Annotated in this window: 25 protein-coding genes and 1 pseudogene; 12 read left to right on the top strand and 14 right to left on the bottom strand. The window is 69.2% G+C overall.

Translation table 11 applies throughout. The features are described from left to right. Positions 1-665 precede the first annotated feature (665 nt). A complete protein-coding gene (locus tag AB0I51_RS39600) occupies positions 666-1553 on the bottom strand; it encodes an alpha/beta hydrolase (RefSeq protein ID WP_362983236.1) in 888 nt (295 codons plus the stop codon). An 88-nt stretch (positions 1554-1641) separates the two neighbouring features. On the opposite strand from AB0I51_RS39600, the gene AB0I51_RS39605 reads away from it, so the two are divergent. Then, on the top strand, positions 1642-2121 hold the full coding sequence (locus AB0I51_RS39605) for a MarR family transcriptional regulator (RefSeq protein ID WP_362983237.1): 480 nt from the start codon (positions 1642-1644) through the stop codon (positions 2119-2121). Positions 2122-2483: 362 nt separating this feature from the next. On the opposite strand, the gene AB0I51_RS39610 is transcribed toward AB0I51_RS39605, so the two are convergent. The 3 genes from AB0I51_RS39610 to AB0I51_RS39620 all read right to left on the bottom strand — a co-directional run bounded on the left by AB0I51_RS39610 (position 2484) and on the right by AB0I51_RS39620 (position 4013). After that, positions 2484-2984, bottom strand: a complete 501-nt coding sequence (locus AB0I51_RS39610) for a hypothetical protein (RefSeq protein ID WP_362983238.1) — start codon at positions 2982-2984, stop codon at positions 2484-2486. Next, positions 2981-3550, bottom strand: coding sequence for a SigE family RNA polymerase sigma factor (locus AB0I51_RS39615; protein WP_362983239.1), 570 nt, complete (start codon positions 3548-3550; stop codon positions 2981-2983). The genes AB0I51_RS39610 and AB0I51_RS39615 overlap by 4 nt, the downstream gene beginning before the upstream one ends. A 316-nt stretch (positions 3551-3866) precedes the next feature. Beyond that, entirely contained in the window at positions 3867-4013 is a 147-nt protein-coding gene (locus tag AB0I51_RS39620; protein ID WP_362983240.1) for a hypothetical protein, read from the bottom strand. A 398-nt stretch (positions 4014-4411) separates the two neighbouring features. Between AB0I51_RS39620 and AB0I51_RS39625 the strand changes: the two genes are divergently transcribed. The 3 genes from AB0I51_RS39625 (at position 4412) to AB0I51_RS39635 (ending at position 7933) form a co-directional block, all read left to right on the top strand. Then, positions 4412-5662, top strand: coding sequence for a Clp protease N-terminal domain-containing protein (locus AB0I51_RS39625; RefSeq protein WP_362983241.1), 1251 nt, complete (start codon positions 4412-4414; stop codon positions 5660-5662). A gap of 206 nt (positions 5663-5868) precedes the next feature. After that, a complete protein-coding gene (locus AB0I51_RS39630) occupies positions 5869-7275 on the top strand; it encodes a histidine kinase (protein ID WP_362983242.1) in 1407 nt (468 codons plus the stop codon). Positions 7276-7279: 4 nt separating this feature from the next. After that, positions 7280-7933, top strand: a complete 654-nt coding sequence (locus AB0I51_RS39635; protein ID WP_362983243.1) for a response regulator transcription factor — start codon at positions 7280-7282, stop codon at positions 7931-7933. 651 nt (positions 7934-8584) lie between these two features. On the opposite strand, the pseudogene AB0I51_RS39640 reads toward AB0I51_RS39635, so the two are convergent. Together AB0I51_RS39640 and AB0I51_RS39645 are read right to left on the bottom strand one after the other, a co-directional pair. Next, positions 8585-9056, bottom strand: a pseudogene (locus tag AB0I51_RS39640) (transposase family protein); the annotation flags it as partial. An 82-nt stretch (positions 9057-9138) separates the two neighbouring features. Next, positions 9139-9393: a hypothetical protein gene (locus AB0I51_RS39645; RefSeq protein WP_362983244.1), complete on the bottom strand. Its 255-nt coding sequence runs from the start codon at positions 9391-9393 to the stop codon at positions 9139-9141. A 588-nt stretch (positions 9394-9981) separates the two neighbouring features. Between AB0I51_RS39645 and AB0I51_RS39650 the strand changes: the two genes are divergently transcribed. From AB0I51_RS39650 to AB0I51_RS39665, 4 genes are all read left to right on the top strand, one after another. After that, positions 9982-10428 (top strand): SMI1/KNR4 family protein, encoded by a 447-nt coding sequence (locus tag AB0I51_RS39650; protein ID WP_362983245.1) that lies wholly within the window; start codon positions 9982-9984, stop codon positions 10426-10428. A 751-nt stretch (positions 10429-11179) separates the two neighbouring features. After that, the gene (locus AB0I51_RS39655) at positions 11180-12244 is read left to right on the top strand and encodes an aromatic ring-hydroxylating dioxygenase subunit alpha (protein WP_362983246.1); all 1065 of its coding nucleotides are present in this window, start codon (positions 11180-11182) and stop codon (positions 12242-12244) included. After that, positions 12241-12420 carry a hypothetical protein gene (locus tag AB0I51_RS39660; RefSeq protein ID WP_200715902.1) on the top strand — a complete coding sequence of 60 codons (180 nt, stop codon included), beginning with the start codon at positions 12241-12243 and terminating at the stop codon, positions 12418-12420. Before AB0I51_RS39655 ends, AB0I51_RS39660 begins: the two co-directional genes overlap by 4 nt. Beyond that, positions 12417-13352 (top strand): PDR/VanB family oxidoreductase, encoded by a 936-nt coding sequence (locus AB0I51_RS39665; protein ID WP_362983247.1) that lies wholly within the window; start codon positions 12417-12419, stop codon positions 13350-13352. Before AB0I51_RS39660 ends, AB0I51_RS39665 begins: the two co-directional genes overlap by 4 nt. Here AB0I51_RS39665 and AB0I51_RS39670 read toward each other — a convergent pair. Beyond that, positions 13303-14076 (bottom strand): IclR family transcriptional regulator C-terminal domain-containing protein, encoded by a 774-nt coding sequence (locus AB0I51_RS39670; RefSeq protein ID WP_362983248.1) that lies wholly within the window; start codon positions 14074-14076, stop codon positions 13303-13305. The genes AB0I51_RS39665 and AB0I51_RS39670 overlap by 50 nt on opposite strands. A gap of 202 nt (positions 14077-14278) precedes the next feature. Here AB0I51_RS39670 and AB0I51_RS39675 point away from each other — a divergent pair, with 202 nt between their 5' ends. From AB0I51_RS39675 to AB0I51_RS39690, 4 genes are read left to right on the top strand one after another with little or no spacing between them, the layout of a single operon-like run. Next, the gene (locus AB0I51_RS39675; protein WP_362983249.1) at positions 14279-15247 is read left to right on the top strand and encodes an ABC transporter substrate-binding protein; all 969 of its coding nucleotides are present in this window, start codon (positions 14279-14281) and stop codon (positions 15245-15247) included. Then, positions 15244-16017 carry an ABC transporter permease gene (locus AB0I51_RS39680; RefSeq protein WP_362983250.1) on the top strand — a complete coding sequence of 258 codons (774 nt, stop codon included), beginning with the start codon at positions 15244-15246 and terminating at the stop codon, positions 16015-16017. Before AB0I51_RS39675 ends, AB0I51_RS39680 begins: the two co-directional genes overlap by 4 nt. After that, positions 16014-16793: an ABC transporter permease subunit gene (locus tag AB0I51_RS39685; RefSeq protein ID WP_362983251.1), complete on the top strand. Its 780-nt coding sequence runs from the start codon at positions 16014-16016 to the stop codon at positions 16791-16793. Before AB0I51_RS39680 ends, AB0I51_RS39685 begins: the two co-directional genes overlap by 4 nt. A gap of 20 nt (positions 16794-16813) precedes the next feature. Continuing rightward, on the top strand, positions 16814-17632 hold the full coding sequence (locus AB0I51_RS39690) for an ABC transporter ATP-binding protein (RefSeq protein ID WP_362983252.1): 819 nt from the start codon (positions 16814-16816) through the stop codon (positions 17630-17632). Here AB0I51_RS39690 and AB0I51_RS39695 read toward each other — a convergent pair. From AB0I51_RS39695 to AB0I51_RS39725, 7 genes are all read right to left on the bottom strand, one after another. Then, positions 17601-19781 (bottom strand): discoidin domain-containing protein, encoded by a 2181-nt coding sequence (locus AB0I51_RS39695; RefSeq protein ID WP_362983253.1) that lies wholly within the window; start codon positions 19779-19781, stop codon positions 17601-17603. The genes AB0I51_RS39690 and AB0I51_RS39695 overlap by 32 nt on opposite strands. Positions 19782-19896: 115 nt before the next feature. Further along, positions 19897-21498 (bottom strand): glycoside hydrolase family 13 protein, encoded by a 1602-nt coding sequence (locus tag AB0I51_RS39700; protein WP_362983254.1) that lies wholly within the window; start codon positions 21496-21498, stop codon positions 19897-19899. Between the two features lie 39 nt (positions 21499-21537). After that, positions 21538-22413: a carbohydrate ABC transporter permease gene (locus AB0I51_RS39705; RefSeq protein ID WP_362983255.1), complete on the bottom strand. Its 876-nt coding sequence runs from the start codon at positions 22411-22413 to the stop codon at positions 21538-21540. Further along, complete coding sequence (locus tag AB0I51_RS39710; protein WP_362983256.1) at positions 22410-23366, bottom strand: sugar ABC transporter permease; 957 nt, start codon at positions 23364-23366, stop codon at positions 22410-22412. The genes AB0I51_RS39705 and AB0I51_RS39710 overlap by 4 nt, the downstream gene beginning before the upstream one ends. Positions 23367-23370: 4 nt before the next feature. Continuing rightward, a complete protein-coding gene (locus tag AB0I51_RS39715; RefSeq protein ID WP_362983257.1) occupies positions 23371-24717 on the bottom strand; it encodes an extracellular solute-binding protein in 1347 nt (448 codons plus the stop codon). A 109-nt stretch (positions 24718-24826) separates the two neighbouring features. After that, complete coding sequence (locus tag AB0I51_RS39720; RefSeq protein WP_362983258.1) at positions 24827-25825, bottom strand: LacI family DNA-binding transcriptional regulator; 999 nt, start codon at positions 25823-25825, stop codon at positions 24827-24829. 86 nt (positions 25826-25911) lie between these two features. Continuing rightward, positions 25912-26604, bottom strand: coding sequence for a GntR family transcriptional regulator (locus AB0I51_RS39725; RefSeq protein WP_362983259.1), 693 nt, complete (start codon positions 26602-26604; stop codon positions 25912-25914). Between the last annotated feature and the right edge of the window lie 11 nt (positions 26605-26615).

Consider the following 26615-nt stretch of genomic DNA (forward strand, 5'->3'; position numbering starts at 1 on the left):
GGCGACCGACCGCTACGGATCCACGGACACCGGCAACGACCGTCCCACTGAGCCCAGTTGAGCCGAACCGAAGCGACCTCGGCCCGGCTGTCGAACGTCCACCCGCGCAAGGCAGTCCACCGCGACAGCGCAGAGCTCAAGAGGTGTCCCTCGCTCGCCTTGGAGGAGCCCTCCACCGTCGGACGAGGGCACGGAAGATGCGCCGCCGCTCAGCCGCACACCGCCCGCGATCCCCGCTGACGCCCAGTCCCTGGCCGAAGCGCGGGAGGTACCGAGTGGGCGGTTCGTGAGTTGATGTCCGTTCCGGACTTGGTTACTGCTTCTCGCTGAAGCTGGCGGTGTCTGTCTAAGTGAGGATCCCGAGTCTGACCAGTCGTTTCAGCTTGGCGCGGGCGCCTTCGACATTCTTCGGCAGCAGTTCGTGGCCGCGAACCCGGCAGACGTCCTTGGCCCGCAGCGGCCCGGTCGTGTGGTTGAAGGCGGCCAGGATGCGGGGGCAGTCCGGGTGCTCGGGCAGGTGCGGAACACAGGGCCCCGGGGAGAGTCACGTTCGTTCGGTTTGGTGACGGGATGCCATGGGAGGGAGGTGGCTTCGGGGTGGGTGCCCAGGATTCCCGGTCAAGTCCCAGGTCGGGGTGGTCCCTTCTGTAAGTCATCTGGAACCGTCAGAGGGAGTCGACGTTTCCGATGAATTCGAGAACGGCCTTCGCCAGTTCGTCGGGGGCCTCCATCGCGGCGTAGTGGCCCACGCCGTCGAGTGATACCGAGTTCACGTCGGCTGCCGTGGCCTTGGACATGGTGCCGGCCGTGAAGGGGCCTCCGACCGCGCCGACCGCGAGTACGGGCACGGTTAGGCCGTGCGTGTCGGCGAGAGCCTTGATTTCGGAGCCCTCCCGCAGCATCGACCGGTAGAGGCCGATCGCTCCGCGCCAGCCGTCGGGGCGCGCGTAAGTGCGGGCGAACTCCTCGATGTCGGCGTCGGTGATCGCTCCGGGGGTTGCGCTCAGGGCGGGGAATGCGAACTGTCCCAGGAATTCGCGTTCACGGCCGGCCAGGAGCATCTCGGGGATGCCGGGGGCGGCGAGAACGCCGATGTGCCAGGCGCCGCCGTGGGTGATGTCGGCCAGCGTTTCGAGGCCGAACCCCGGCAGGCCCATTTCGATCGCGGTGAGGCTGCGCACGTCCTGGGAGCGGGCGGTCGCCAGGCGGAAGACGGTCGCTCCGCTGATGTCCTGCCCGGTGAGGTGGACGGGGCCGACGTCGAGATTTTCGATGAGGAGGTGCAGGTCCTCGGCCGAGGTCGTGCTGTCGTACGGACCGGGCCCGTTGTCGGAGTCGCCGAAGCCGCGCAGGTCGACGGCGAAGACTCGGTGGGTCCGCGCGAGGCGCGGGATGAGCTTGTGAAAAGTCCACCAGGTCTCGGGAAACCCGTGGACCAGGAGGATCGGGGATCCGCTGCTTCCCGCCGCTACGTAGTGCAGCCGGGTCCCGTTGACCTCTGCGCGGTGGTGCGTGATCCCCGGAAGCGTGCGGCCCGCAGGAGTGGTGTCCATTGCCTCTCCCCATTTCGACAACCTTGTTGTCCATCAAGTTAGACAACCAGATTGTCGTTGTCCAGTCGCGTGGCCGTAGTCTTCTTCCATGGCACGATCCGGCGCTGATCTCGCACTGCTCCTGCTCGGAGGCTTCCGCTCGCTGGTGGACGCCGCGACCGCCGAACTGGCCCGCCGCGGCTACGACGACGTACGTCCTGTCCATGACTTCGCCATGCGGGCCATCGCCGCCGGCGCGGACAACGCTTCAGAACTCGGGCGGCGTTTGTCGGTCTCGAAGCAGGCAGCGGCGAAGACCATCACGGTGCTGCAGGACCGCGGATACGTGGCACGCGACACCGACCCTCTCGACGCCCGCCGCAAGCGTCTGCACGTCACCCCGCTCGGTCATGAGGTGCTGCGACAGGGCGAATCGATCTTTGACGAGTTGCGCGACCAATGGAAACAGCAGATCGGTTCCGCCGAGCTCGCGAGCCTGGAGTCGCATCTGACAGAGCTGGTCGGCGCCGAGCCGGTGCGCCTCGAGGCGCCGGGCTGGATCGTGCAGGATCTCGGCGAGCCGGTCTGACACCCCTCCCGCCCAGGGCGGCGCCTGCGAACGCCGGCAGTCACTGCGGCGGGGCGATGTCCGTGCCGTGGCCGTTGGCTTCACCGATGGTGGGACACAGACGCTGCAGCAGTCCCTGGCCACTGATGCCGTCACACACTCGGGCTGACAGGGACCCGCTCTCCTGCGGCAACAGCGGCGCCAGAGCGAGCCGCCACCCGTGGGGAGTTGGGTCTGGGCTTCGCCCCGTCACAAGTGCCGTCCCGATCGCCGTGGCTGCCGGCGGATTGCGATTGTGGCGCTTGGTGGATACGTCGGTTGGGCCGTCCTGAGCGGCTCGCGCGCGCACGCTCAGGACGGCTGCTACCGGACGACGGGTCTGATCAGCCCGCGCAGAGCGTCACGTTCACCGTGTCGCCCTCGGTCACGACCTTCGGGCTGTGGGGAGTGAGCTCGATGACCGAAGTCGGCTTGCAGCCGGGGCTGCTCACCTTGACGACCCTGCCGAGCTTCAGCCCCGCCTTGAGGAACTGCGCCTTGGCGGTGTCCAGGACCTGGCCCGTGAGGTCGACCGCGATGGGCTCCTTCGTGACGCCGCCCAGGAGAAAGGTGGCCCTGCTGTGGTCGACGGTGGCAGTGGCGGCGGGCGTCGCCGACGTCTGTGAGGCACCCGCCATGGAGGCCAGCGCCGTGCCCCCGCCCGCCACGACCAGGGCGGCGGCGAACCCGGCGATGAGGGTGGCCCGCCGGCGGCGGGTGCGGTGGACCATGCCGGCGGTGTCGAAGGCCGGGGCGTCGGTGGAGTGCGCGAAGTTGTTCATGGCGTTGATCAGTTCCTCTTCGAAAAGTGTGCAGCCGGAAGGCCGCGGCTCGTAGGAACTCATCGGGTTCCTTCCGTGGGCTGCTGTGGTGAAGGGGCGGAGGGTGCGGGGAACTGGCCTTTGAGCCGGTCGATTCCGCGGGCCAGCTGGGATCGGACGGTGCTCGGCGAGATCTTCAGGTCGGCCGCTATCTCGTCGTCGGACAGATCGTGGAAGTACCGCAGCACCACCACCGTCCGCATCCGCATGGGAAGTTGCTGCAGAGCACGGACCAACTGGTCCCGGCTGTCGATCCGTCCGTACTCGTCGCCGGGCGCGGCAGGATCGCCGTCGACGGGGTGTTGAACTGTGCGGCGGAATCTTCGCCAGCGGTCGTTGGCGAGGTTGACCATGATCCGCCGGACATATGCTTCCGGAGCGTCCTTGACGCTGATGGTGCGCCACTTGCGGCAGGCCCGCTCCAGGGTCTCCTGGACCAGATCCTCCGCCGCCTCGCGGCTGCCCGTCAGAACGAGTGCGCCCCGGAACAACGCAGCCGACCGGGCGGCGACGAATCCATGGAAGTCCCCCTCCACCGACTCGGCGCCACCGCGCTCGACGCCCGTTGCCCGCTTGGCTGTCAGATCCACACGCTCCGCCCTTCCTGTCACCCCTCCTCGACGGAAAGGCGTGCCGATCTGCTGCACGGCCACCGTGTGACCTGAATCACGCCGGTGATGCCCACTCGTCCCGCCCGCCGCCCGCGGACGGTGATGTCGCCCGAGCCGTCGACGCAGCCGCGCCGCAGAAACGGCCTGCCCAGCTGTTGGCCGTGATGTCGCAGAAGACTTCGTGCTCGCGATCCGGGGCGCTGGTCGGGATCGATCCGCCGGTTCCAGCCATGTGGGCTCCTCGCAGGGTTGGTGAACCAGGAGGGAGGAGGGCAGGCGGTCGAGGACGTTCGGTTTACGGGACGGCGACGATGTCACGGGCTGTGGTTGTCACCGACAGCAGGCCGGTGAGCTCGTCCGATCGTGCGGCAACGTCGGGCAGCGCGGACCAGGTCACCGACTCGCCGTCGGTGAGCCGGGAGGTACCGGAGGCGGCCGTCACCGAATGGCCTGCGATGCCGGTGGGACGACGGTCACGGTGATCGACCCATCGGTTCCTGTCGCAGCCCTGAGCACGTCGAAGGTGCCCGCAGTGCTGGGAGACCTGCCGATGCGTCGAAGGGCGTGCTTCGCCTCGCCTGCTGCCGGATCGGACCGAACGGCTTCCCGAGCGCAGTGCCGTACGTGGACGTCGAGCGGCCCCGCTGCCGACTCTCGCCGGGCGTGGGCAACGGCGGTGATCCGGGCCGAGGACGTCGCCGAGGTCACTGCGGGCACGCTCGGACGGGCCGGTCGGACCGGGAGTCTGGACGGTCGGCCGACGCGGTGTCCCTGGGCGCACGCCTAGCGTCGTTCCCACCAAGCCACCACGGCAGGACAGCTATCACGAGGGGACGTTCGATGGATCAGCGATCGACAACCGGAGCACACGCCGACACCACACCCGTGGCCGGTTCGACCACGGAGTTCGAGCCCGACGTCATGGACCTGCTCGTGGAAGCACTGCGCGGCGCGGTCAAGCACGAGTCACCGGCCGTGGGTACGGACACTGTGCTGGCCGCGCTCGTCATGGGGGACACCGACGCCGGTGCGGCCATAGCGCCGGGCATGCGGGCGTCCGGTGCGCTCAGCGGTGTGATCTTCGGCCGGGCAGGCCACGGTTGGGCGAACGACGACGAGGGCGGCACCGCGCCGGCCGCAGCCGACGCCGATGCGCTGGAAGTTGATACCGCATGGCGCGAGGCGCAGTGGCGCCTGCGCCTCGCCTCCCGAGGGCCCGGTCCGCGGAGCGACCTGCCCCGGCTGCGGATGACCGGAGCGTTGCGCACGTGCCTGCTCCTGGCGATGGCATCGGCACGCGCGGAAGGGACGATCTCGGTGCGCTGCCGCCACGTGGCCCGGGCCCTCGTGGACCTGCCCTGCGGCAGGGCACGCGAGGCCCTGCACCTGCGGGGACTGGATCCGGCCGCGGCGGCCACGGCGCTCGACGCGCTGCGCACAGCCGCCTCGGCCCAGGGCGAAGGCCCGGAGTCCCGTGGCGTCACCCTGCTCCGCCGGGCCGGAACCCTGGGCAGGAGCGGCAACCGCCTCACCCGCGCGATCACGTCGTGGGCCTCGGGGGCCGCCCAGAACGGCTCGCCGGTCCTGTTCGCGGTGTCCGTCGAGGCCATCCGGCAGGCAGTGCGACGCGGGCGCACCGAGGCCGAGTTGGTGGATCTCCTGCTGGGAATACTGTCCCTGGACCGGGCCCTCACCGTAGCCGGCCGGTCGCTTCCCGAGAGCCTCGCGACGACCAATTCCGCCGCGCAGTTGTCGCGCCTGTACGGTGTGCGGCAGGCTTCCCTGACCCTCGCGGCGGTCACATCCGTGCCCGGCGCAGCCGACGTCCATGATGTCGCCGATGTACGGCTCTCCGCCGCCGCCGACCAGATGATGGCCGTCGCACGGCTCATCGCGGCCGAGCACGGCTCCCCCACGGTCGGTACGGTCCATCTGCTGGCTGCGCTGCTCAGCGGGCCGGCGGCGGATACGAAGGCGGAGGCGGGCGTCGAGGGCGCGGACACGGGCGCGGTCGTACGGCTGCTGCGGACGTCCGGTCAGATGGACATGGCCGGCCTGCAGACGGAGCTGCGTCTCCGGTTGGGCGCGTGACTGCGCCACCAGGGAGCACTGGGGAGGCGTCTGCCACCGGCAGGGCCACCGCGTCGACAGCGGCAGCAGCAGGAGCAGGAGCAGGAGCAGGAGCGAGTATGAGTCAGGTGCCCGAAGACTCGGGACGGCTTCCCGTGCGACTGGGGCGCGGGGTGGCCGACATACCCCGGCGGACGAGGGCGTCGCTGGCTGCATGCCGGGCCGCGGTGCGCACCACTCCGCGCCGTACGGTCGTAGGCGAATTGCTGCTGTGCGCCCTGACGGCGTCCTTCGGACTGCTCCCCCTGCTGCTGGTGCCGCCGGACCGGCCCGCTCTGGCGGTACTCGAAGCTCTGTGGGCGACGCTGCTTGTCGCCGCGCGGCGGAACAGGCCGGTCGCCGTGGTCCTCGGCGTATCTCCGCTGATCGTCGGTCACAACGTATGGACGCTGGCGGCGGTGGCGCTGCTCACGCTGTCAGCCACCCGGCGTATCGCCCCGACGCGGCGTGCCTGGCAGGTCGTCGGAGTAGGCTGCGCCGCCGTGGCCCTCCTGACTGCCGTACGGGTGATCCCCCAGTGGGAGGACCTGCCGGTGGAACTGGCCGGCAACGCGGTCTCCATGGTGCTGCTCCTGCTGCTTCCCGCTGTCGCCGGCACCCTGCTGGGACAGCGGCGGCCCCTGGTCGATCTGCTGCGGGAGCGCAACGCCTATCTGGAGCAGGCCCGTTCGCTGAGCGCCTCGACCGCCCGGCTGGAGGAGCGGAACCGGATCGCGGGCGAGATGCACGATCTGCTGGGCCACCGGCTGAGCCTGATCTCCGTACACGCCGGGGCACTGGAACTCGCGGCGGCGCGCCAGGCGCCTCCCCTCACCGGACAGGCGGAACTTCTGCGCACGACCGCCGGTACGGCCATGGAGGAGCTGCGCGAGATCCTCGGGGTGCTGCGCCACGCCGACCTGGCGGACGGCTCCGGGAGCGACCGGGGTACGCGGGAGGACATCACCGCCCTGGTGACGGAGTTCCGCCGGACGGGCGGAGTGATCGAACTCGACTGGTCCGTGCCCGACTCGGCGATGGTGGGCGACCGCACCCGGCAGGCGATCCACCGGGTGGTCCGCGAAGGACTGACGAACATACTGAAGCACGCGTCCGGTGCGGCCACCCGGGTGGATGTCAGGAACGCGGGGGACGGGACAGAGGTGTCCGTCACCAACGGCGCACCGCTTACGGACGGCCGCTCACAGGGCGGAACCCGCAGTGGGCTGGCCGGTCTTCAGGAGCGGATCTCATTGCTGGGCGGAGCGTTCGAGGCGGGTGCCGTGCCCGGCGGCGGTTTCCGTGTGGTGGCATGGCTGCCGTCACGGTCGCAGGAACGGAAGCAGAGGGAGGAGCAGGAGAGTGTGCGCGCGTTCGCGGGGCCGGCCGCCGGACCTCCCGCGGACGCGCCCCGGCCCCTGTCCGGGGCCACAGGACAGGGGGAACTGGCCGGACAGGGAGGCAGTCGCTCTCCCCTTGCCGACGAGATCCTGACATGGCCACGTGTCCTGGGAGCAGGTTGCGCAGCGGTGCTCGTGGTCCTGCCGACAATCGGGTATCTCGTGTTCCTGCTGATGACGGCCGCCCTAAGATGAGCCGGTGATCCGAGTTCTGGTAGCCGACGACGAGGCACTGATGCGCGTCGGGATCCGGCTGATCCTGGAGAACGCCGACGACATCGAGGTGGTGGCCGAGGCGGGCGACGGCCTGGAAGCCGTCGCGGCGTGCCGCACGCGGGAGATCGATGTGGCACTGCTCGACATCCAGATGCCGGGCAAGGACGGGATCGCGGCCGCGGAGGACATCGGCCGTCTCTCGCCCCGCACGTGCGTCGTGATGCTCACGGCGTTCGGCCAGGAGGCGAGCGTGACGCAGGCTCTGCGAGCCGGGGCGAGCGGGTTCCTGCTCAAGGACACCGGCCCCACAGAGCTGATCCGCGCCGTGCAACTCGCCGCGAGCGGGGAGCCGGTCCTGGCACCGCGCATCACAAGACAACTACTGGAACGGCACATACGGTCCGGCCGTGACACCGAGGCCGCCCTGCGCAGGACCGAGGAGCTGACCCCGGCCGAACGGGACGTCCTGCGGTTGCTCGGCACCGGTCTGTCCAACGGGGAGATCGCAGAGCAGTTGTATCTGAGCGCCGGCACGGTCAAGGCGCACATCAGCAGGATCCTGACCCGCACCGGCTGCGCCAACCGCGTACAGGCCGCCGTCCTGGCGCACGACGCGGGTCTGCTCACCGAACGCTGAGAACCCTCGGTGCCCCACCGGGGAGCGGATTCAAGCTGCGGGCCGGTCGTAGCCGGTCGCGCCCACGCGGCGGAGCGCACCATGACACAGCTCCGCGCTCCAGCCGTCTGTGCCGTCTCCTGACGTTGCTCCCCGCTGTCGGGCCGGACGGGCGCAGGACGCAAGGAGCTCGGCGGAGTTGCTCCCGGCGGTGGGGTAACTCCCCTTTCCCACTCTGATGCTTGGTCTGCCGGGCCGCGCGGTACGGGCAATGCGCGCCGACTCGCCCCGCTCAAGGCGCACTTGATCCAGGGGCGGCGATTCGGCCACACCGCCGATCCCCCGCGTCGGGCGGGTGAGGTGAGTGCCGCCCGCCGTCCCTGTGCTCAGTCGATGCGCCCCACCGGCTCCGCACCTCGGTCCGCATCGGCAAGTCGGCGAGTGCTTCGGCGAGTTGTTCGGATCCGGTCCTCGGGGAAGCGGGTGGACGAGTCGGTGATCTCGATCAGCCGGCCCTTCGGATACGGCTCCGCCAGTCGGGAGCTGTGCTCACGCAGCGACAATGGGTCCTCGGTCGACCGGACGACCATCTCGCAGTCGGCCTCTTGGACGATGCCGACTGTCTGCCGGTAGATCCAGATGGCGGTGTCCGCGGTGAGCGGATGGTCTACCGCCGCAGGCGAGCACGGTGGTTCCGGAACAGACCACGGCCAGGCCGGTGTCCCGAAAAGCATGGGCGTCGGCCACGTTGCCCGCCACCGGAGCGCCGGTGGCTGTGACCAGGCGGGCGTCGGCATCGATGACGACCTACACGTTCACGGAGAAGCGGTAGTTGCGGCTGGAGGCGGCACCGGTGCGGTCGCGCACGGGGATCAGCTTGCCGTCCACGATCCGCAGCCGGTCCACCGCACCTTCGGGGCGGAGCGCCGGCTCCGGCGCCAGGGGCGTGTCCGCTTGCTGGATGGTCCGGCACACGGTGGCCGGACAGATCCCGAACAGCACGGCCGGCTGGCGCATGGTCAGGCCGGTCCGGCAGTACACCGCCACCAGGCAGCACCCGCTCGGCCAGCGACAGCCGCCACGGCCGCCTCATCCGCGGATGCCCACCACCCCGCTCCCGCGCGGCCCGCACCGGCCGGGCGAACCAAGAAAGGCCCGTCCAAGGACTTCTACAGGCTTAAGGAGAACCCTCGACGCTGCTGTCCCAGAAGCGCAGGGCACCTCAGTCAGGTGCCGCGGCGCTGCTCCTGGACGGCCCTCATAAGGTCCTCGATGGCGGACTGGGTGTCGCGGTGTCGCCCCTCGTCAATCGCTCCGAGAGCGGCGGCCGCGGCCTCACGAATCTGATGGGGAAGCCCGTCGGCGGGCGTGAGTTGGCAGGCGGCCTTGCGGCGCGCCATGCGCTCGGCGGCGTCTACTGCGTCGGGGCCGGACAGCGGAAAGACGGAGGCCCGGTATGCGGATATCCCCAGCACCATCATGTCCGCGATGCCGTCGGCGTACCCGAGCGCGGCGGCCTTCCCCTGGCCTTCCCGAATGGTTGCGACGATGCGACAGGGCCGTGCCCACGGCGGCGCTGCCTCCCACGGAAAGGCCGCAGGTGACGGCGAGGAACGGTCCGCCCCAGGCGAAGTCTGTGAATCCTCCGAGGACCGCGAGCGCAACCGTCCATGCGGCGGCTGTCCGGGAGCTTATTTACTCGGGCGTGGTGTCCATGGTGGCAGTGTGCCGGCCGGGACGGACAGCACCGGTACGGGATGGCCCGCCGGTCCCGGATCTTGAGCAGTTACGCCCGGAGGGCGAACCGCACGGGCCGATGTCGTTCACCCCAGTGCCACAGCCGTGCCACATCGGGCGGTCAGTCACGGTCAACGACGGTTCATCGCAGTCGACATGACTTGCTGAGCTGGGGACTCCTCGATCCTGACTTGACCTGCACACCCTCGACGATCCTGACCACCAGACCTACAACGGCTAACACAAAGAGATGGATCGGTCCTGATGGCCGTGTACGGGGCGGGAGTTGAGTGTCCGGTCCGATGTGGGAACGTCGCCGTGGATCCTGTCGGATGAGCTGCGGGACTGTCTGGAGCCGTTATTGCCGCAGGAGCCGGTCGGCCGACCCCGCCGATCAGACGGCGGCCCGCGCTCTGGCCGGACTGGATCTCGCCCCCGCCGACCTGGTCACCCTCTACGACAGCATCGGCGACATCGTCTGGGCGGACGTCGGCAACGGCTACTTCGTCGACCCGGTACCTGACGTCCTTCTGCGGCTCAAGGAGTACGGCGCTGCCGGCGACGGCACGGGTGAGGAGGCTCGTGGCCTGTTCATCGGCTCGAACGGTGGCGGACTGTGTTATCTCACCGGTCCCAGCGGAGTGGTCTACCGGACGCGCACAGCATCAATGGACGATCCCGAACTCGACAGGGTGGCTGATGATCTGCGTCAGTTTCTGGAGCTGCTGGAGCAATCCCTGACACGGTTCGTGGCCAACGGGGAGCCGGGATACCTGTAGGTACGGTTCCCGGCGCTTCTTTGTGTTAGCCGCGGCCAGTCGGGGGCGGCCGACGGCTCGGGGTCTCCGACACGGCGGTCTCCAGCACGCGGCGCAGCCAGCGCTCGACTCCCCAGAGTGCGGCAACCACGAGGGCAATCCCCCCGAGTCCTGAGCGATCACTGCGTGCATGCCGTCAGCAGCAACCAGGCACACAGTCGACACGCCGGTCAGCAAGCCGATCAGTGTGGCTGCGCGCCGGTCGGTCTGCAGCACCCACCGAAGCAGGGCCCAGAAGATCACGGCGGTCGCGTCGTCACACCGCATGACCAGCGCGGCGGCCACGAAGCCCGCTGCCAGACGGGACCGCTCATCCCCGCCCCTGACCTGCAACTACGCGCTGGAGAGGCGGAAAACGGCAAATTCGACCCGGCTTCGACCCCGCAGCCTGTCGACGCGGAAACAATCAGGATTGATCTGCTGCGATACAACTTCTGCCGGTGTATCACCAGTTGGTGGCACAACACTAGATAGAAAATGCCCAAAGCTGCCACATAGAACAAAACGGAAGCGCCGGGGTTGACGCAACCCGCCGACGGGAACGCTCAGCGACGTCGTCGGCCCTTCGCACTCCTGATTCCACTTCCACAGACGAGCACCTGCCCTGAACAGGCAATTTCCCCTGCTCCTTCCGCGAGACGGAAGAGGTATTGCGCCCCGGTGACGCCCTTCCGGACGATGTCGCCACCACCCAACGACGGGAGCCGCAACGATGCCGCACACCACCGCCTTCGCCAGGAACCAGTGGTACGTCGCCGCCTACAGCCACGAGGTCGGCCGTGACCTGCTCGGCCGGACGATCCTCGGCGAACCCCTCGTCTTCTACCGCACCGAGGACGACGGCACCCCCGTGGCGCTGCACGACCGGTGTGTGCACCGGCGGTTCCCGCTCTCCGAGAGCCGGCTCGACGGGGACCGGATCGTCTGCGGCTACCACGGCTTCACCTACGACACGACAGGCAGCTGCGTGTACGTGCCGGGGCAGAAACGCATCCCCCGCACCGCCCGTGTCGCCTCGTACCCGGTGGTCGAGCAGGACGCGCTGGTCTGGGTGTGGATCGGCGACCCGGCCCTCGCCGACCCGGAGATCGTCCCGCGGGCCCCGCACCTCGCCTCCCCCGACTGGGTCACGGTCAGCGGCATGGAGCCGATCGACGCCGACTACGGCCTCCTCGTCGACAACCTCCTCGACCTCTCCCACGAGACATACCTGCACGGCGGTTACATCGGCTCCCCCGAGGTCGCCGAGACGCCGATCACCACAGAGGTCGACGAGGGCGCCGGCGTCGTACGCGTGAGCCGGCACATGGACGACGCCGAGTGCCCGCCGTTCTACGCCAGGTCCACCGGCATACAGGGGCGGATCACCCGCTGGCAGGACATCGAGTACCACGCGCCCTGCCTCTACCTCCTGCACAGCCGCATCGCCCCGGTGGGCGTACTCCCCGAGGCGGACGGCAGCGACCCGAACGGCTTCCACACCGAGATCACCTACGCCATCACGCCCTCCTCCGACGGCAAGGTGTACGACTTCTGGGCGGTCTCGCGCGACTGGGCCACGGACGACGCCGAGGTCACCGAGTTCCTGCGGAGCAACAACCACACCGTCGTCATGCAGGACGTGGACGCCCTCAACCTCCTTCAGCGGACGCTCGGTTCGGAGCGCGCCGGCTATCAGGAGCTGAGCATCAACATCGACACCGGCGGTCTCGCCGCCCGCCGGATTCTCGCCCGGCTGGCCGAGGAGGGCGCCAAGCCGGTGGAGAAGGTCCAGTGACCGCTCCGACCGGCGAGGTCTACCGCATCGACTGGCTGCCGGGCACCGACATCCTGCACGGCACCTGTCACTGCGGGCGCGAGCACACCTCGCAGGATCCGATCGAGATGTGGGAGTGGATGCTCGCCCACCCCCGGGGCCACTCGGTCGACGAGCCGCAGGGAGCCGACGCATGACCACCTACGAGGCCGAACTCGTCGTCGACCGGCGGGAGTTCGCGGCCGACGGCGTGCTCGCCCTCACCCTGCGCCACCCGCTCGGCGAGCAACTGCCGCTCTGGGAGCCGGGCGCGCACATCGACGTCCTCCTCGGTTCCGGTCTGGAGCGCCAGTACTCGCTGTGCGGTGACCCGGCGGATCGTCGGGCGTGGCGGATCGCGGTGCTGCGGGAGCCGGACGGGCGGGGCGGATCGGCGTATGTGCACGAGCAGTTGGGGCAGGGCGACAAGGTGCGGGTGCGCGGACCGCGCAACCACTTCCGGCTGGAGCCGGCCCCCCGCTACCGCTTCGTCGCGGGCGGCATCGGCATCACCCCGCTCCTGCCGATGCTGGCCGCGGCGGAGGCGGCGGGCGCCGAGTGGAGCCTGCTCTACGGCGGCCGCACCCGCAACTCCATAGCCTTCACGGAGGAGTTGAGCCGCTACGGCGACCGCGTCACCGTGGCCCCGCAGGACGAGGTCGGACTGCTGGATCTGCCGTCCGTCCTGGACGACGTGCCCGAGGGCACCCTCGTCTACTGCTGCGGCCCCGGACCGCTGCTCGACGCGGTCGAGGCACGGTGCCCCGGCGGCATCCTGCACCTGGAGCGCTTCCAGCCGAAGGTCCAAGAGGCGGGCGCCGACAGCGAGTTCGAGGTGGTGTTGGAGCGGAGCGGCAAGTCCGTCACCGTCCCGGTGGGCGTGTCCGTGCTCGACACCGTGCGCGCCGCCGGGGTCGAGGTGCTGTTCTCCTGCACCGAGGGCACCTGCGGGACCTGCGAGACCGACGTCCTCGAAGGCACCCCGGACCACCGGGACTCGGTGCTGAGCGAGGAGGAGCGGGCGGCCGGCGAGACGATGCTCATCTGCGTCTCACGCTGCCGGGGGAAGCGGCTCGTGCTCGATCTGTGATCCGCAGATCGTCGTCGATGAGCGCCACCGCCGCCAGCAACTGGGGCAGCACGTCCCGCCGTACGGCCTCGGCGGAGTGCCGGCCCGCGGGCACTGCGACACTCACGCCGGCGACCACCGCGCCGTCCCGGTCCCGCACCGGGACGGCGACCGATCTGAGCCCCTCCTCCAGTTCCTCGTCGCCGAGCGCGTACCCCTCGTGCCGTAGCCGGTGAAGTTCCTTGCGCAGTACGTCGGTTGACGGTCGGGCGGCCAATTCATCGGCCGGCAGGTGGGCGAGGAGCACCCGACCCACCGCGGTGGTGCGGGCGGGGTGGCGGGTGCCCACCGTGATCGTGGCGGCCAGGATGCGGCGGGCCGGGAGACAGGCGACGTGGACGACGTCGTCGCCGTCGAGGACGCACAGGGACGCCGACTCCCCTGTCCGCGCGACGAGTTGCTCCAGATGCGGGACCACGATCTGCGGCAGGGTGGAGCCCGCGAGGTAGGAGTAGCCGAGCTCCAGGACGCGCGGGGTGAGCCGGAACAGGCGCCCGTCGGACTGGACGTAGCCGAGGTCGGCCAGGGTCAGCAGCAGCCGGCGGGCGGCGGCGCGGGTCAGCTCGCAGGCGCGGGCCACCTCGCTGAGCGTACGGGCGGGATGCTCGGCGTCGAAGGAGCGGATGACGGCGAGGCCGCGCTCGAAGGACCTCACGAAGTGCGGTGCGCGGACTGCCGCAGGCATCGTCGCCTCCAGACGGACGCACGGGGTGCGCTCCGGGAGCACGGTAGAAGCGCATTTCGATAACTGTCAACAATTTTGTTAGCCAAACCATTGACCCGGTCGGACGCCGGGTTCTACGTTCCCGCTGAGCACCAAGAAGAGCACCACTGTGCGCTGTGCGCACAGCCTGTCGGAACACCGTTGTCTGCACAGGAGGAGCCGTATGCGTCGTCTGCTCGCCGGTCTCACGGTCGGCACATTTCTGCTCGCCACCGCGGCCTGTGGCTCGTCCGACGGGTCGAGTTCGTCGAAGAGCACGTCCTCGGGAGGCACCACCACGGTCAAGGTGGGGGTCATCCCCATCGTCGATGTCGCCCCCCTCTACCTCGGCCAGAAGCAGGGCTTCTACACCAAGCACGGCCTGAAACTGACCATGACGCTCGCACAGGGCGGCGCGGCCATCGTGCCGGGTGTCGTCAGCGGCCAGTTCCAGTTCGGCTTCTCCAACATGACCTCGCTGATGCTCGCCCAGTCCAACGGCGTCCCGGTGAAGGCCATCGCCAACGGTGTCGCCTCAACCGGCGTCTCGGGCAAGGACTTCGGCGCCCTCGTCGTCAAGAAGGGCAGCACCCTCAAGTCGGCGAAGGCACTGGAGGGCAAGAAGGTCGCGGTCAACACGCTGAAGAACATCAACGAGACGGCCGTACGCGAATCCGTCCGCAAGGCCGGCGGCGACCCGGACAAGGTGAAGTTCGTCGAGCTGGCCTTCGACCAGATGCCGGCCGCGCTCGACAAGGGGCAGATCGACGCGGCGATGGCCGTAGAACCCGCGCTCACCACGATGCTGAACCAGGGCGCCCAGCAGATCGCGTGGCCGCTGGTCGACGTGGCGCCGAACCTCACCGTCGCCATGTACTTCACGTCGTCGGCGTACGCGGCCAAGAACCCGGACGTGGTCAAGAAGTTCCAGGAGGCCACCGCCGAGTCCCTGGCCTACGCCGACGCCCACCCGGACGAGGTCCGCCAGATCGTCGCCACCTACACCAAGGTCCCGGCCAGTGTGCTGGCCAAGGTGATCCTGCCCAAGTGGCCCGCCGATCCCAACCGTTCCTCGATCGAGGCGCTGGAGAAGCTGAGTGAGACGGACGGCCTCTTCAAGAAGACCCCCGACCTGAACACGCTGCTCCCGTGAAGGGACTGAACACCGCACTCGGTGCGGCCGGACTCGCGGCCTTCCTCGCCCTCGGCGAGGTCGTGCCGCGCGTCGGCATCGTCAAGGAGGCCTACTTCCCTCCCACCAGCCGGATCGCGTCCGCGCTCTGGGACGAGCTGACGGACGGCGCGTTCTGGTCGGCGCTCGGCGACACCCTCACCGGCTGGGCCCTCGGCCTCGCGATCGCCGTCGGCGCGGGCGTCGTCGCGGGAGTCCTGCTCTCCGTCGTCCCCTACCTCCGCGAGGCGAGCGCCTCGACGATCGAGTTCCTCCGCCCCATCCCCTCGGTCGCCCTCATCCCCCTGGCAGTGCTGTTGTACGGCACCGAACTCAAGTCAGTGCTGTTGCTCGTCGTCTACGCCTCCTTCTGGCAGATCCTCATCCAGGTCCTCTACGGCGTCCAGGACGTCGACCCGGTCGCCGAGGAGACGGCGCGGTCCTACGGTCTCGGCACCTGGGCGCGGGTCCGGCACGTGCTGTGGCCGAGCGCGCTGCCGTACGTCATGACGGGTGTACGGCTGGCGGCGGCCGTCGCGCTGATCCTCACCATCACGGCCGAACTGGTCATCGGGGCACCGGGGTTGGGCGCCACCATCATGGTCGCGCAGAGCTCCCAGGCCGTGCCCGAGATGTACGCGCTGATCGTGGTGACCGGTCTGCTGGGGCTGATCATCAACGTGGGCGCCCGGACGGTGGAACGGCGGGCGCTGGCCTGGCACCAGTCCGTGCGCGGGGAGGTGGCGGTGTGAGGCGCGTTCTGCTCCGGCCGCTGTTCGTGGTCGCGCTCCCGGCGGTGCTGCTCACCGTCTGGTGGCTGGCGTCGGACGGCAGCACCAATGTGTTCTGGCCACCGCTGCGGACCATCCTCAGGACCTTCCCGGACGTGTGGACCGCCGACCGGTTCAGGACGGACGTCCTGCCAAGTGTGCTGCGGCTGACGGCCGGTTACGCCGCTGCAGCTGTCGCCGGGATCGCGCTCGGCACCGTCATCGGCTCCTACCGGCGGGTGCGCGCGGTGTGCGAACCGGTTCTGGAGTTCCTGCGCGCGGTGCCGCCGCCGGTCCTGGTCCCGGTCATCATGCTGTTCGCTGGCATCGGTGACACGATGAAGATCGTGGTCATCGCGAGCGGCTGCGTCTGGCCGATCCTCCTCAACACGGTCGAGGGCGTCCGCGCGGTCGACCCGGTCATGAAGGAGACGGCCCTCTCCTACGGCATCACGGGCGCCGCCCGCCTGCGGAGCCTGGTGCTGCGCTCGGCGAGCCCGCAGATCTTCACCGGGCTGCGCCAGGCCCTGTCCATCGGGATCATCCTCATGGTCATCAGTGAGATGTTCGCGGGCACCGACGGTCTGGGCTACACCGTCGTCCAGTTCCAGCGCAGTTTCGCGGTGCCCGACATGTGGACCGGCATCCTCGTCCTGGGGATGCTGGGATTCCTGCTCTCCGTCGTCTTCCAGATGGTCGAGCGGCGGGTGCTCGGCTGGTACCACGGTCTGCGCGCGGCCACCCGCCGGTCCCCGTGAACATCGTGAAAGGGCGGTCCATGCTCGACGTACGCGGCCTCAACAAGGTCTACGAGGGTTCCGGCCGCCGGGTGGAGGCGGTGCGGGACCTCACCTTCACCGTCGAAGCCGGCGAACTCGTCTGTCTCGTCGGCCCGTCGGGCTGCGGCAAGACCACCCTGCTCAAGTGCATGGGCGGACTGCTCACCCCGACCGCGGGCGAAGTCCTCCTGAACGGACGGAAGGTGAGCGGTCCGCCACCCGGGATGGCGTTCGTGTTCCAGGAGTACGGGCGCAGCCTGTTCCCCTGGATGCGGGTCGGCGAGAACGTCGAACTGCCCCTGAAGCAGAAGGACCTGAGCAAGTCCCGGCGACGGGAACTGGTCACGGACGCGCTGGAGTCGGTGGGACTGGCGGAGGCGGCCGGGGCGTATCCGTGGCAGCTGTCCGGTGGCATGCAGCAACGGGTCGCGATCGCCCGCGCACTCGCCTACGAGCCCGAAGTCCTGCTGATGGACGAGCCGTTCGCGGCGGTCGACGCGCAGACCCGGGCCGATCTGGAGGACCTGGTACGGGGGTTGTGGCGGGAGCGCGGCATCACCATCCTCTTCGTCACCCACGACATCGACGAGGCCGTCTACTTGGGCGAGCGGGTGGTCGTCCTGTCCGCGTCGCCGACCGTCGTGCAGGAGCAGCTGAAAGTCGATCTGCCCGTGGAACGCGACCAGTTGCACACCCGGGTCGCCCCGCGCTTCGCCGAACTGCGGACCCATGTGTACGAGCAGATCCAGGCGGCGAAGCGCGGGACGCTTCCGGTCCAGGACCGGCTCACGAAGTCTGATACGCCTCCATTTCGCTGAACTGCGCCGCCGGCCAGCCGGAGTTGGCGCTGACACTGAGCCGCAGACAGCGCAGGCTGGTGCCGCTCGGCAGGGCCACGGTGACCGTGTTGCCGGTCGCCGGGTCGAAGCGGTAGCCGGTGGCGCCGACGACGGTCGAGTAGGTGGAGCCGTCGGTGCCGCCCAGCACGGTGACGGTCTGCGTGCGCGCGCTCCACGCGGACGCGGGCGGCAGCTTCAGCACCAGCCTGCGGACGGCCTGGGCCGCGCCGAGGTCGACCGTCCAGGCCTGCGGGAAGGCGTTGTCGGTGGACTCCCAGTAGGTGTTCGCGTCGCCGTCGACAGCCTTGCCGGGCGTGTACACGTCCTGCGAGCCGGTCGCGGTGGCCGGACGGCCCTTGGCGAGGTTGGTGTTCTGGTCCGGGGGCGGGTTGCCCTGGCCGGGCTGCGGCCAGGTCGAGCAGTCCGACCAGGTGCTGTTCCAGCCGGAGTTGCCTCCGCCGTCGGCGAGGGTGAAGGTGCCGGAGCCGGACGGGTAGGGGCAGTTGTAGATGCCGGCCGCGCCCACACCGGTGGCCTGGACGTTGCTGAATTTCGCCGCACCCTGCGCCTCGGCCTGGACGACGACCGTGCCGGTGTTCTGCACGGTCGCGCCGCTGACGGTGACGTTGCCTGTCGAGTGGCCGTGGCCACCGCCGGACACGAACTCGAAGGCGCTGTACGGGCTGTTGGTGATCGTCGTGTTGGTGATGTCGACGGTGGCGTTGACCGCGCTGTCGTACGAGTCGACGCGCAACGCGCCCATGGGATGGCCCCAGTTGGGGTTGATCGCGCCGGTGCGGACGAGGGTGTTGCCGTCGACCGTGATGGTGCCGGCGAGGGGGTAGAACGGGTCGAGGAACTTCTGGTTGGAGATCGCGATACCGCTGCCGAGGGCGTTGGTGTCGGAGATCAGGTTGTTCCTGACCGTGATGTTGGTGCCGTCGTAGATCGCTATGCCGTTGGCGAGGTTCGGCTGCGAGATGGTGTTGTTCTCGAAACTGCTGTTGGTGTCCGGGGAGTTGAGCGACCACATGGCGAGGGAGTCGTCTCCCTGGTTGCGCAGGAAGTTGTTGCGGACGATCACGCCGTGGGCGGTGCCGTTGAGGTTGAGGCCGTCGGCGGTGGTGTCGAGGATGCGGTTGTTCTCGACGACGAGGTTGTCGTTGTCGCCCATCAGCCAGAAGCCGCACTTGAGGTGCTGGATCCACATCCCGGAGACCGAACTCCCGGGCCCGAGCGTCCCGTTGACGAAGTTGTCCGGGTTGGAGTCGACGCGTTCGGTGACCTCGCCGACGACCGCGAAGTCCTTGATGTGGACGCCGCCGGAGGAACCGGACTGGTCGATGAACCGCGAGGTGTGCACGACCGAGTACCACTGACCGGCACCCTGCAATGTCACATTCTGTACGCCGCTGAGGGAGGAGGTGAGCCGGTAGTCGCCCGGCTCGATCCACACCACTCCCCCCTGGGCGGCGGAGATGGCGTCCCGGAAGGCCTGGGTGGAGTCGCCCGCGCCGCTGGGGTCAGCGCCCTTGGAGACCACGGACACCGAACCGGCGGGCTGTGCGGCGGCCCCGGCGACCTGCTCGAATTCGGCGACGTCGACGGTGACCTGGGTGCCCGTCGCGACGAAGGCGACCTTGTCGCCCTGCTGCACGTTCTGGCCCAGCAGGAGACGGGAGTTGTCGAAGAAGTGGTGCGTCTTGGCGCCCGCGATCCAACCGGTGTCGACGTACGAGTACTTGGAGGTGACGGCGAGCGTCTTGGCGATCCTGGTGCCGTTGACGTACACGTCGAGGCTGCCGCTCTGCCCGTCCAAAACGCTGTAGGACACGTTCACGGCGTTGGCCGCGCGCGGCACGGTGAACTCGACGCGCTGTCCGGAGGTGAGCCGTACGGCCTGCCGTCCGGAGGCCTCGGAAGCGAGGCTTCCCTGGGTGTAGTCGGGGCCGATCCTGGTCCCGGTCGTGGTGGCGGACTCGGCCTCGACGGAGGTGAAGGGGAGGGATGCGCCGGAGGCCGCGTGGGCGGCGGCGGGGGTCAGGGCGACGAGCATGCCCGCGGCGAGCGCGACGGCCGCACCGATGCTTGGCATGCGCCTGACAGTTCCGAACATGGTGCTGCGCATGTGCTGATCCCTTCGAGGTGGGGGTGCGGGGATAGCGGGATGCGGGGTGGCGGTCGGCTGGTGACTGGCCGCCGTCGACCGTTGATCGTCGACTGTCGGCAGTCGCCCGTCGGCATTACGCGGTGTGCAGCCAGGCCGCCGTGTCCTGTGACAGCCGGCCCTGGTCGTCCAGGGGGCCGCTGGTGAGCAGGAGTCGGGTGTCCGGGGGGAGGTCGACGGGCGCGCCCGAGAGGTTGACCACGCAGGTCGCGCCGTCCGCACGGGCGAAGGCGAGGACTCCGTCGGGGGCGGGCTGCCAGGTGAGGGGGCCGTCGCCGAAGGCCGGCCGGAGACGGATCGCCTCGCGGTAGAGGTGGAGCATGGAGTCGGCAGTCCGCTGCTGACGGTCGACCGCGTACGATGTCCAGCCGGCCGGCTGCGGCAGCCAGGGCTCACCGCGCGAGCCGAAGCCCGCGTACGGCGCGTCGGCCACCCACGGCAGCGGTACCCGGCAGCCGTCGCGGCCGGGGTCGGTGCCGCCCGACCGGAGGTACATCGGATCCTGGATGCGGTCGACCGGCAGCTCGACCTCGGGCAGCCCCAACTCCTCCCCCTGGTAGAGGTAGACGACGCCGGGCAGGGCCAGCGACAGCAGCGCCGCCGCCCTGGCGCGCCGGGTGCCGAGGGCGAGGTCGGTCGGGGTGCCGAAGGCCTTGGTGGCGAAGTCGAAGCCGGTGTCGGCGCGGCCGTAGCGGGTGACCGTGCGGGTCACGTCGTGGTTGCACAGGACCCAGGTGGCGGGGGCGCCGATCGGGGCGTGCTCGGCGAGGGTCTCGTCGATCGAGGCGCGCAGCCGGTCCGGGTTCCAGGGGCAGGACAGGAAGGAGAAGTTGAAGGCGGTGTGCAGTTCGTCGGGGCGCAGGTAGCGGGCGAAGCGTTCGGTGTCGGGGAGCCAGACCTCGCCGACGAAGACACCGCCGTACTCGTCGGCGACGGCCCGCCAGGCGCGGTAGATGTCGTGGAGTTCGTCGCGGTCGACGAAGGGGTTGGGGTCGCGGCCCTCGACGAAGTCGGGCAGTGCCGGGTCCTTGGCTAGCAAAGCCGCCGAGTCGATGCGAACTCCGGCGACGCCGCGCTCGAACCAGAAGCGCAGGATGTCCTCGTGCTCCTGGCGCACCGCCGGGTGGGCCCAGTTGAGGTCGGGCTGTTCGGGGGTGAACAGGTGGAGGTACCAGTCGCCGTCGGGGAGGCGGGTCCACACGGGTTCGGTGGAGGCGGCGAACTGGGACGGCCAGTCGTTGGGCGGGAGTTCACCGTGGGCGCCGCGTCCGGGGCGGAAGTGGAACAGGTCGCGTTCGGGGCCGCCGGCGAGGGCGGCACGGAACCACGGGTGCTGGTCGGAGACATGGTTCGGCACGATGTCGACGATCGTGCGGATGCCCAGCTCGCGTGCCTCGCCGATGAGTTTCTCGGCCTCGGCGAGCGAGCCGAAGGCCGGGTCGATGGCGCGGTAGTCGGCGACGTCGTAGCCGCCGTCCTTCATCGGCGACAGGTACCAGGGGGTGAACCACAGGGCGTCCACGCCGAGTTCGGCGAGATACGGCAGTCTGGAGCGGACTCCCGCGAGGTCGCCGGTGCCGTCGCCGTCGCCGTCCGCGAAGCTGCGCACGTACACCTGGTAGATGACGGCGGAGCGCCACCACTCGTCGTGGCTTTGGGCATGCCTGGGCTGTCCCACTGTGCTGGCCTTTCTGTCGGGGGGCGCCGAGGGGCGGTGTCAGCCCTTCGTGCTGCCCGCGCTGATCCCGGCGATGATGTGGCGCTGGAAGACCAGGAACATGGCGACCATGGGGATGCTCGCGATCACCATCGCGGCGATGAGCACGGTCAGTTGGATGTTCTGCGACAGCTGGACGAGTGCCACGCTGATCGGCTGTCTGTCGGTGTCGGAGAAGACCATCAGCGGCCACAGGAAGTCCTGCCACACGGCGACCAGGGCGAAGATCGAGACGACGCCGAGCACGGGCCGGGACATGGGCAGCACGATGGACCACAGGATGCGGAGTTTTCCGGCTCCGTCGATCTCGGCGGCCTCCATGACGTCGCGCGGGAGTTGGTCGAAGAACCGTTTGAGGAGGTACAGGTTGAAGGCGTTGGCGACGGCCGGCAGCCAGATGCCGAGGGGGTCGTTGAGCAGGCTGGTGTGGATCAGCGGGAGGTCGGCGACGGTCAGGTACTTCGGTACGACCAGGGCCTGCGCGGGGACCATCAGCGTCGCGAGGATGCCGCCGAGGATCAACTTGCCGAAGGCGGGCTTGAGTTTGGACAGGGCGTAGGCGGCGGCCGTGCACAGGACCAGCTGGAAGGCCCAGGCGCCGGCGGCCTGGACGACCGTGTTCCACAGGTGCTGCGGGAGCTGCATCAGGTCCCAGGCGTCGGTGTAGCCGCTGAGGTGCCAGTGTTTGGGGATGATCGTGGGCGGGGTCTGCGCCACCTCGTCCGGCGACTTCATCGCGCCGGTGACCATCCAGTAGACGGGGAAGAGGAAGGCGACGGCGAAGAGCACGACGACGCCGGTGAACACGGTCCAGTAGACGGCCCTGCCGCGCGGCCGGGCGAGCGCCGCCGGGGAGAGAAGCGTGCGGGTGCTCACAGGTCGTCCTCTCCGGAGCGGGTCAGCCGCAGATAGACCGCGGAGAAGACGCCGAGCAGCACGAGGAGCATCACGCTGAGCGCGCAGGCGCCGCCGAAGTCGTTGTAGAGGAAGGCGTATTTGTAGATCAGGTAGAGGATGGTGACGGTGGCGCTCTCCGGACCGCCTCCGGTGATCACGAAGGGTTCGGTGAAGACCTGCATCGTGGCGATGATCTGAAGGAGCATCAGCATCAGGATGACGAAGCGGGTCTGAGGGATCGTCACATGGCGCACGCGCTGGAGGAGGCTCGCGCCGTCGAGTTCGGCGGCCTCGTACAGCTCGCCGGGGATGGACTGGAGTGCGGCCAGGTAGATGAGGACGGTGCCGCCCATGTTGGCCCATGTGGCCACGATCACCAGGGAGATGAGGGCGGTGTCGGTGCCGTTGGACCAGTTCGAGGTGGGCAGGTGCAGAAAGCGCAGCGTCTCGTTGGCGAGGCCGGCCCCGGGGTCGTAGAACCACTTCCACAGCAGGGCGGTGACCACCGGCGGGATCATCACGGGGAGGTAGACGACAATCCTGAAGAACGCCTTCCAGTGCCTCAACTCGTTGAGGACCAGGGCGAGTACGAAGGGGATCGCGAAGCCGACGAGCAGGGCCAGCAGGGTGAAGACGAGGGTGTTGCGCCAGGCGGCGGTGAACTCGGGGTCGTGCCAGACGCGGGTGAAGTTGGCGGTGCCGACCCACTCGGGCGGGGAGCCGGGCGTGTACTTCTGGAAGGCGATCACGACCGCGCGGATCGCCGGGTACCAGGAGAACAGGGCGAAGCAGATGAGGCCGCCGAGGAGGAAGGCGTAGGCGCGGGCCTGGTCGAGGAGGCGGCGCCGCCCCCGGCCCCCTACCGGGGGCGGCGCCTGTACCTGTCGTACCGCCGTCGTCCGGGCGGGACTCCGGGTGGCCGTCCGGGTCATCGGGTCAGCCCCGGGCCAGGATGCCGTCGATCTTTCCGGAGGCGTCCTTGAGGAGTTGATCGATGTTCGCGTCCTTCTTGGTGAGGACGGCGGAGACGGCAGAGTCGAGGACGGAGTAGAGCTGCTGGGCGTCCGGCGGCTCGATCTTCATCTGGAGGGACTGGTTGCCGTCCAGGAAGGCCTGGTAGTTCTGCACCGGGACGTTGGAGTTGGCCTTCTTGACCTGTTGGTCCTTGGCGTCGGCGGCGCCGGTGAACAGGCGCGGTTCGGGCAGTCCGACGGGGGCGTCGGCCTTCTTCGCGCGGGCGTAGTCGCCGAGGAAGCCGCTGCCCGGGGTGAGGAACATGCTGTCGAGCCACTTGAGGCCGGCGCGGATCTGGGCGGGCGTGTCGTGCTTGTTGAACATGTAGCCGTCGCCGCCGATGAGCGTGCCCTGGCCGCCGGGCATCGGGCCGAGGGCGAGGTCGTCGTAGTTGCCGCCCTTCTCCTTGACCAGGATCGGGATGTTGTCCGGGGCGGAGAGGTACATGCCGAGCTTGCCCGAACCCATCAGCTGCTGCACGTCGTTGATGACGAGGAGCTGCTTGCTGCCCATCGAGTTGTCGGTCCAGCGCATGTCGTGCAGGTTCTGCAGCACGGCGTGGCCCTGCGGGGTGTCGATGGTGGCCTTCTTGCCGTCGTCGCTGACGACGTCGCCGCCCTGTGAGTACATCTCGGCGGTGAAGTGCCAACCCCCTTGGTTCTGGGCGCTGTAGTCGGCATAGCCGATGGTGCCGTTGCCGAGGGCGGCGATCTTCTTGGCGTCGGCGCGGACCTCGGCCCAGGTGGCCGGCGGCTTGTCGGGGTCGAGGCCGGCCTGCTGGAAGAGCTTGCGGTTGTAGATCAGGCCCATCGAGTAGCCGGTGCGCGGTATGCCGTAGATCTTGCCGTCGACGGTGTAGATGTCGCGCAGCTGCTGCTGAAGAGTGCTGTAGCTCTTCAACTCCTTGATGTACGGGGTGAGATCGGCCGCCTGGTTGATGTCGACGACGTGCTTGGCGTCGGTGAAGTACGTGTAGAACACGTCCTCCATCTGGCCGCCGGCGAGCTTGGCGTCGAAGGTCTTCGGGTCCTGGCAGGGGAAGGCGTCGTGCGCGACGACGTCGATGTCGGGGTTCTTCTTCTCGAAGGACGCGACATCGGAGTCGAAGAACTTGCGGTCGACCTTGGCGCTCTTGGGCGGCTCGCAGTTGACCGTGATGCGTGTCTTGCCGCTCGCCGAGTCGTCACCGGACCCGCAGGCGGCGGCGGTGAGCGCGAGAGAACAGACGCCGATCGCGGCGAAGGTACGGCGGAACCCGGTGCTTCTCATCGGTGGACCCCTCTGGGCAGGAGCGGTGGGCGCCCACACTCAAGCACCGCCGACATCCCTCCGCAAGATGTCGCGCAGAATCTGTAATTATTCGACAGCGATACGGCTGTCAGCTGCGAGGGGCTTGCGCGGTGGAACCCCTGACCACCAACTCCGGTTCGAAGAGCAGCTCTTCGGCGGGTACGACGGAGCCGCCGACCTGAGAGTTCAGGAGCTCGACGGCCGCCCGGCCCATGGCCTCGATGGGCTGGCGGACGGTGGTCAGCGGGGGCTCGGTGCAGTTCATGAACGCGGAGTCGTCGTAACCGACGACGGAAATCTGTGACGGAACGTCAAGTCCCTTGCGGCGAGCGGCCCTTACCGCGCCGAGAGCGAGCGGGTCACTGGCGCAGACGATGCCGGTGACACCGCGGTCGATCAGCCGGGAGGCCGCGGCGTGGCCACCCTCGATGGAGAAGATGGCACGTGCCACGAACTCGTCGGGCAGATGCGGGGACAGGGCCCGCGCGGCGGTCAACTTCCTTGCCGACGGCATGTGGTCGGCAGGACCGAGGACCAGCCCGATGCGTTCGTGGCCGAGGGAGGCGAGGTGCCGCCAGGCCTGTTCCACTGCGACGGCGTCGTCACAGGAGACGGCGGGGAAACCGAGGTGGTCGATGGCCGCGTTGAGCAGGACGACCGGGATCTTGCGCTCGGCGAGCAGCCGGTAGTGGCCGTGCGGCGCGTCCGCCTGCGCGTACAGGCCGCCGGCGAACACGACGCCGGAGACCTGCTGTTGCAGCAGCAGCGTCACATAGTCGGCCTCGGAGACCCCGCCCTTGGTCTGGGTGCAGAGCACCGGGGTGAGGCCGAGCTGGGCGAGCGCGCCGCCGATCACCTCGGCGAAGGCGGGGAAGATGGGGTTCTGCAACTCGGGCAGCACCAGGCCCACCAGCCGCGCTCGTTCACCGCGCAGCTGGGTGGGCCGCTCGTAGCCGAGGACGTCCAGGGCCGACAGCACCGACTGCCGGGTCGAATCGGAGACTCCGGGTTTGCCGTTGAGTACCCGGCTGACCGTGGCCTCACTGACCCCGACCTTCTTCGCCACCTCAGCAAGTCGTCGCGTCATGTGCGCAAGAATAGCGCAATTAACGCAAGCGGTTTGCATAATCGGGCAACCGGCCGGAACGCACTCACGGCGCCACGACTCCGATGTCAGTCGTGCGCGGCCCACAGACCGCGGACATGCCCCAGGTGACGGGTCATGATCTCACGCACGGCCCGCTCGTCACGGTCCACCAGGGCGTCGAGGAGGTCCAGGTGCTCCTGGGCGGAGGCCAGCAGACGTCCCTCCTTGACGAGGGCGGTGAGCCCGTAGAGGCGGGACCGCCCCCGCAGGTCACCGACGACCTCGACGAGATGGGCGTTGCCCGCCAGGGCCAGCAGCCCCAGATGGAAGCGGGTGTCGGCCTCGACGTACGCGATGAGGTCGCCGGCCACGGCCGCCTGAACGATCTCCCGGGCGGCGGGCCGCAGCGCCTCCAGCGACACGGGGTCGGCGGTCTTGGCCAGCCCCACCACCGTGGGGATCTCGATCAGGGCGCGGACGTGGGTGTACTCGTCGAGCTGCTTCTCGGAGACCGCGGTGACCCGGAATCCCTTGTTCGGGACGGTGTCGACCAGTCCCTCCTTGGCGAGGTCGAGCATGGCCTCGCGCACCGGTGTGGCCGAGACGCCGAAGCGGGCGGCGAGCGTCGGCGCGGAGTACACCTCGCCGGGCCGCAGCTCGCCCGCGATCAGCGCGGCCCTGAGCGCGTCGGCGACCCGCTCGCGGTAACTGCTCTTCCCGCCCAGCGCGGGCAGATCCGGTGCGGTGGTGGGTGGGGCGCCGGTGCGCTGGACGGCCATGGAGTCTCCTA

It is taken from the genome of Streptomyces sp. NPDC050549 (genome assembly GCF_040655035.1).
Classification (GTDB): Bacteria; Actinomycetota; Actinomycetes; order Streptomycetales; family Streptomycetaceae; genus Streptomyces.

Excerpts from the sequence above, each read along its gene's own strand:
- AB0I51_RS39690 (WP_362983252.1), top strand. The coding sequence starts at position 16,814 with ATGCTCGACGTACGCGGCCTCAACAAGGTCTACGAGGGTTCCGGCCGC.
- AB0I51_RS39725 (WP_362983259.1), bottom strand. The coding sequence starts at position 26,604 with ATGGCCGTCCAGCGCACCGGCGCCCCACCCACCACCGCACCGGATCTG.
- AB0I51_RS39665 (WP_362983247.1), top strand. The coding sequence starts at position 12,417 with ATGACCACCTACGAGGCCGAACTCGTCGTCGACCGGCGGGAGTTCGCG.
- AB0I51_RS39650 (WP_362983245.1), top strand. The coding sequence starts at position 9,982 with ATGAGCTGCGGGACTGTCTGGAGCCGTTATTGCCGCAGGAGCCGGTCG.
- AB0I51_RS39645 (WP_362983244.1), bottom strand. The coding sequence starts at position 9,393 with ATGATGGTGCTGGGGATATCCGCATACCGGGCCTCCGTCTTTCCGCTG.
- AB0I51_RS39710 (WP_362983256.1), bottom strand. The coding sequence starts at position 23,366 with ATGACCCGGACGGCCACCCGGAGTCCCGCCCGGACGACGGCGGTACGA.
- AB0I51_RS39720 (WP_362983258.1), bottom strand. The coding sequence starts at position 25,825 with ATGACGCGACGACTTGCTGAGGTGGCGAAGAAGGTCGGGGTCAGTGAG.
- AB0I51_RS39695 (WP_362983253.1), bottom strand. The coding sequence starts at position 19,781 with ATGCGCAGCACCATGTTCGGAACTGTCAGGCGCATGCCAAGCATCGGT.
- AB0I51_RS39625 (WP_362983241.1), top strand. The coding sequence starts at position 4,412 with ATGGATCAGCGATCGACAACCGGAGCACACGCCGACACCACACCCGTG.
- AB0I51_RS39655 (WP_362983246.1), top strand. The coding sequence starts at position 11,180 with ATGCCGCACACCACCGCCTTCGCCAGGAACCAGTGGTACGTCGCCGCC.
- AB0I51_RS39675 (WP_362983249.1), top strand. The coding sequence starts at position 14,279 with ATGCGTCGTCTGCTCGCCGGTCTCACGGTCGGCACATTTCTGCTCGCC.
- AB0I51_RS39670 (WP_362983248.1), bottom strand. The coding sequence starts at position 14,076 with ATGCCTGCGGCAGTCCGCGCACCGCACTTCGTGAGGTCCTTCGAGCGC.
- AB0I51_RS39600 (WP_362983236.1), bottom strand. The coding sequence starts at position 1,553 with ATGGACACCACTCCTGCGGGCCGCACGCTTCCGGGGATCACGCACCAC.
- AB0I51_RS39715 (WP_362983257.1), bottom strand. The coding sequence starts at position 24,717 with ATGAGAAGCACCGGGTTCCGCCGTACCTTCGCCGCGATCGGCGTCTGT.
- AB0I51_RS39605 (WP_362983237.1), top strand. The coding sequence starts at position 1,642 with ATGGCACGATCCGGCGCTGATCTCGCACTGCTCCTGCTCGGAGGCTTC.
- AB0I51_RS39610 (WP_362983238.1), bottom strand. The coding sequence starts at position 2,984 with ATGAGTTCCTACGAGCCGCGGCCTTCCGGCTGCACACTTTTCGAAGAG.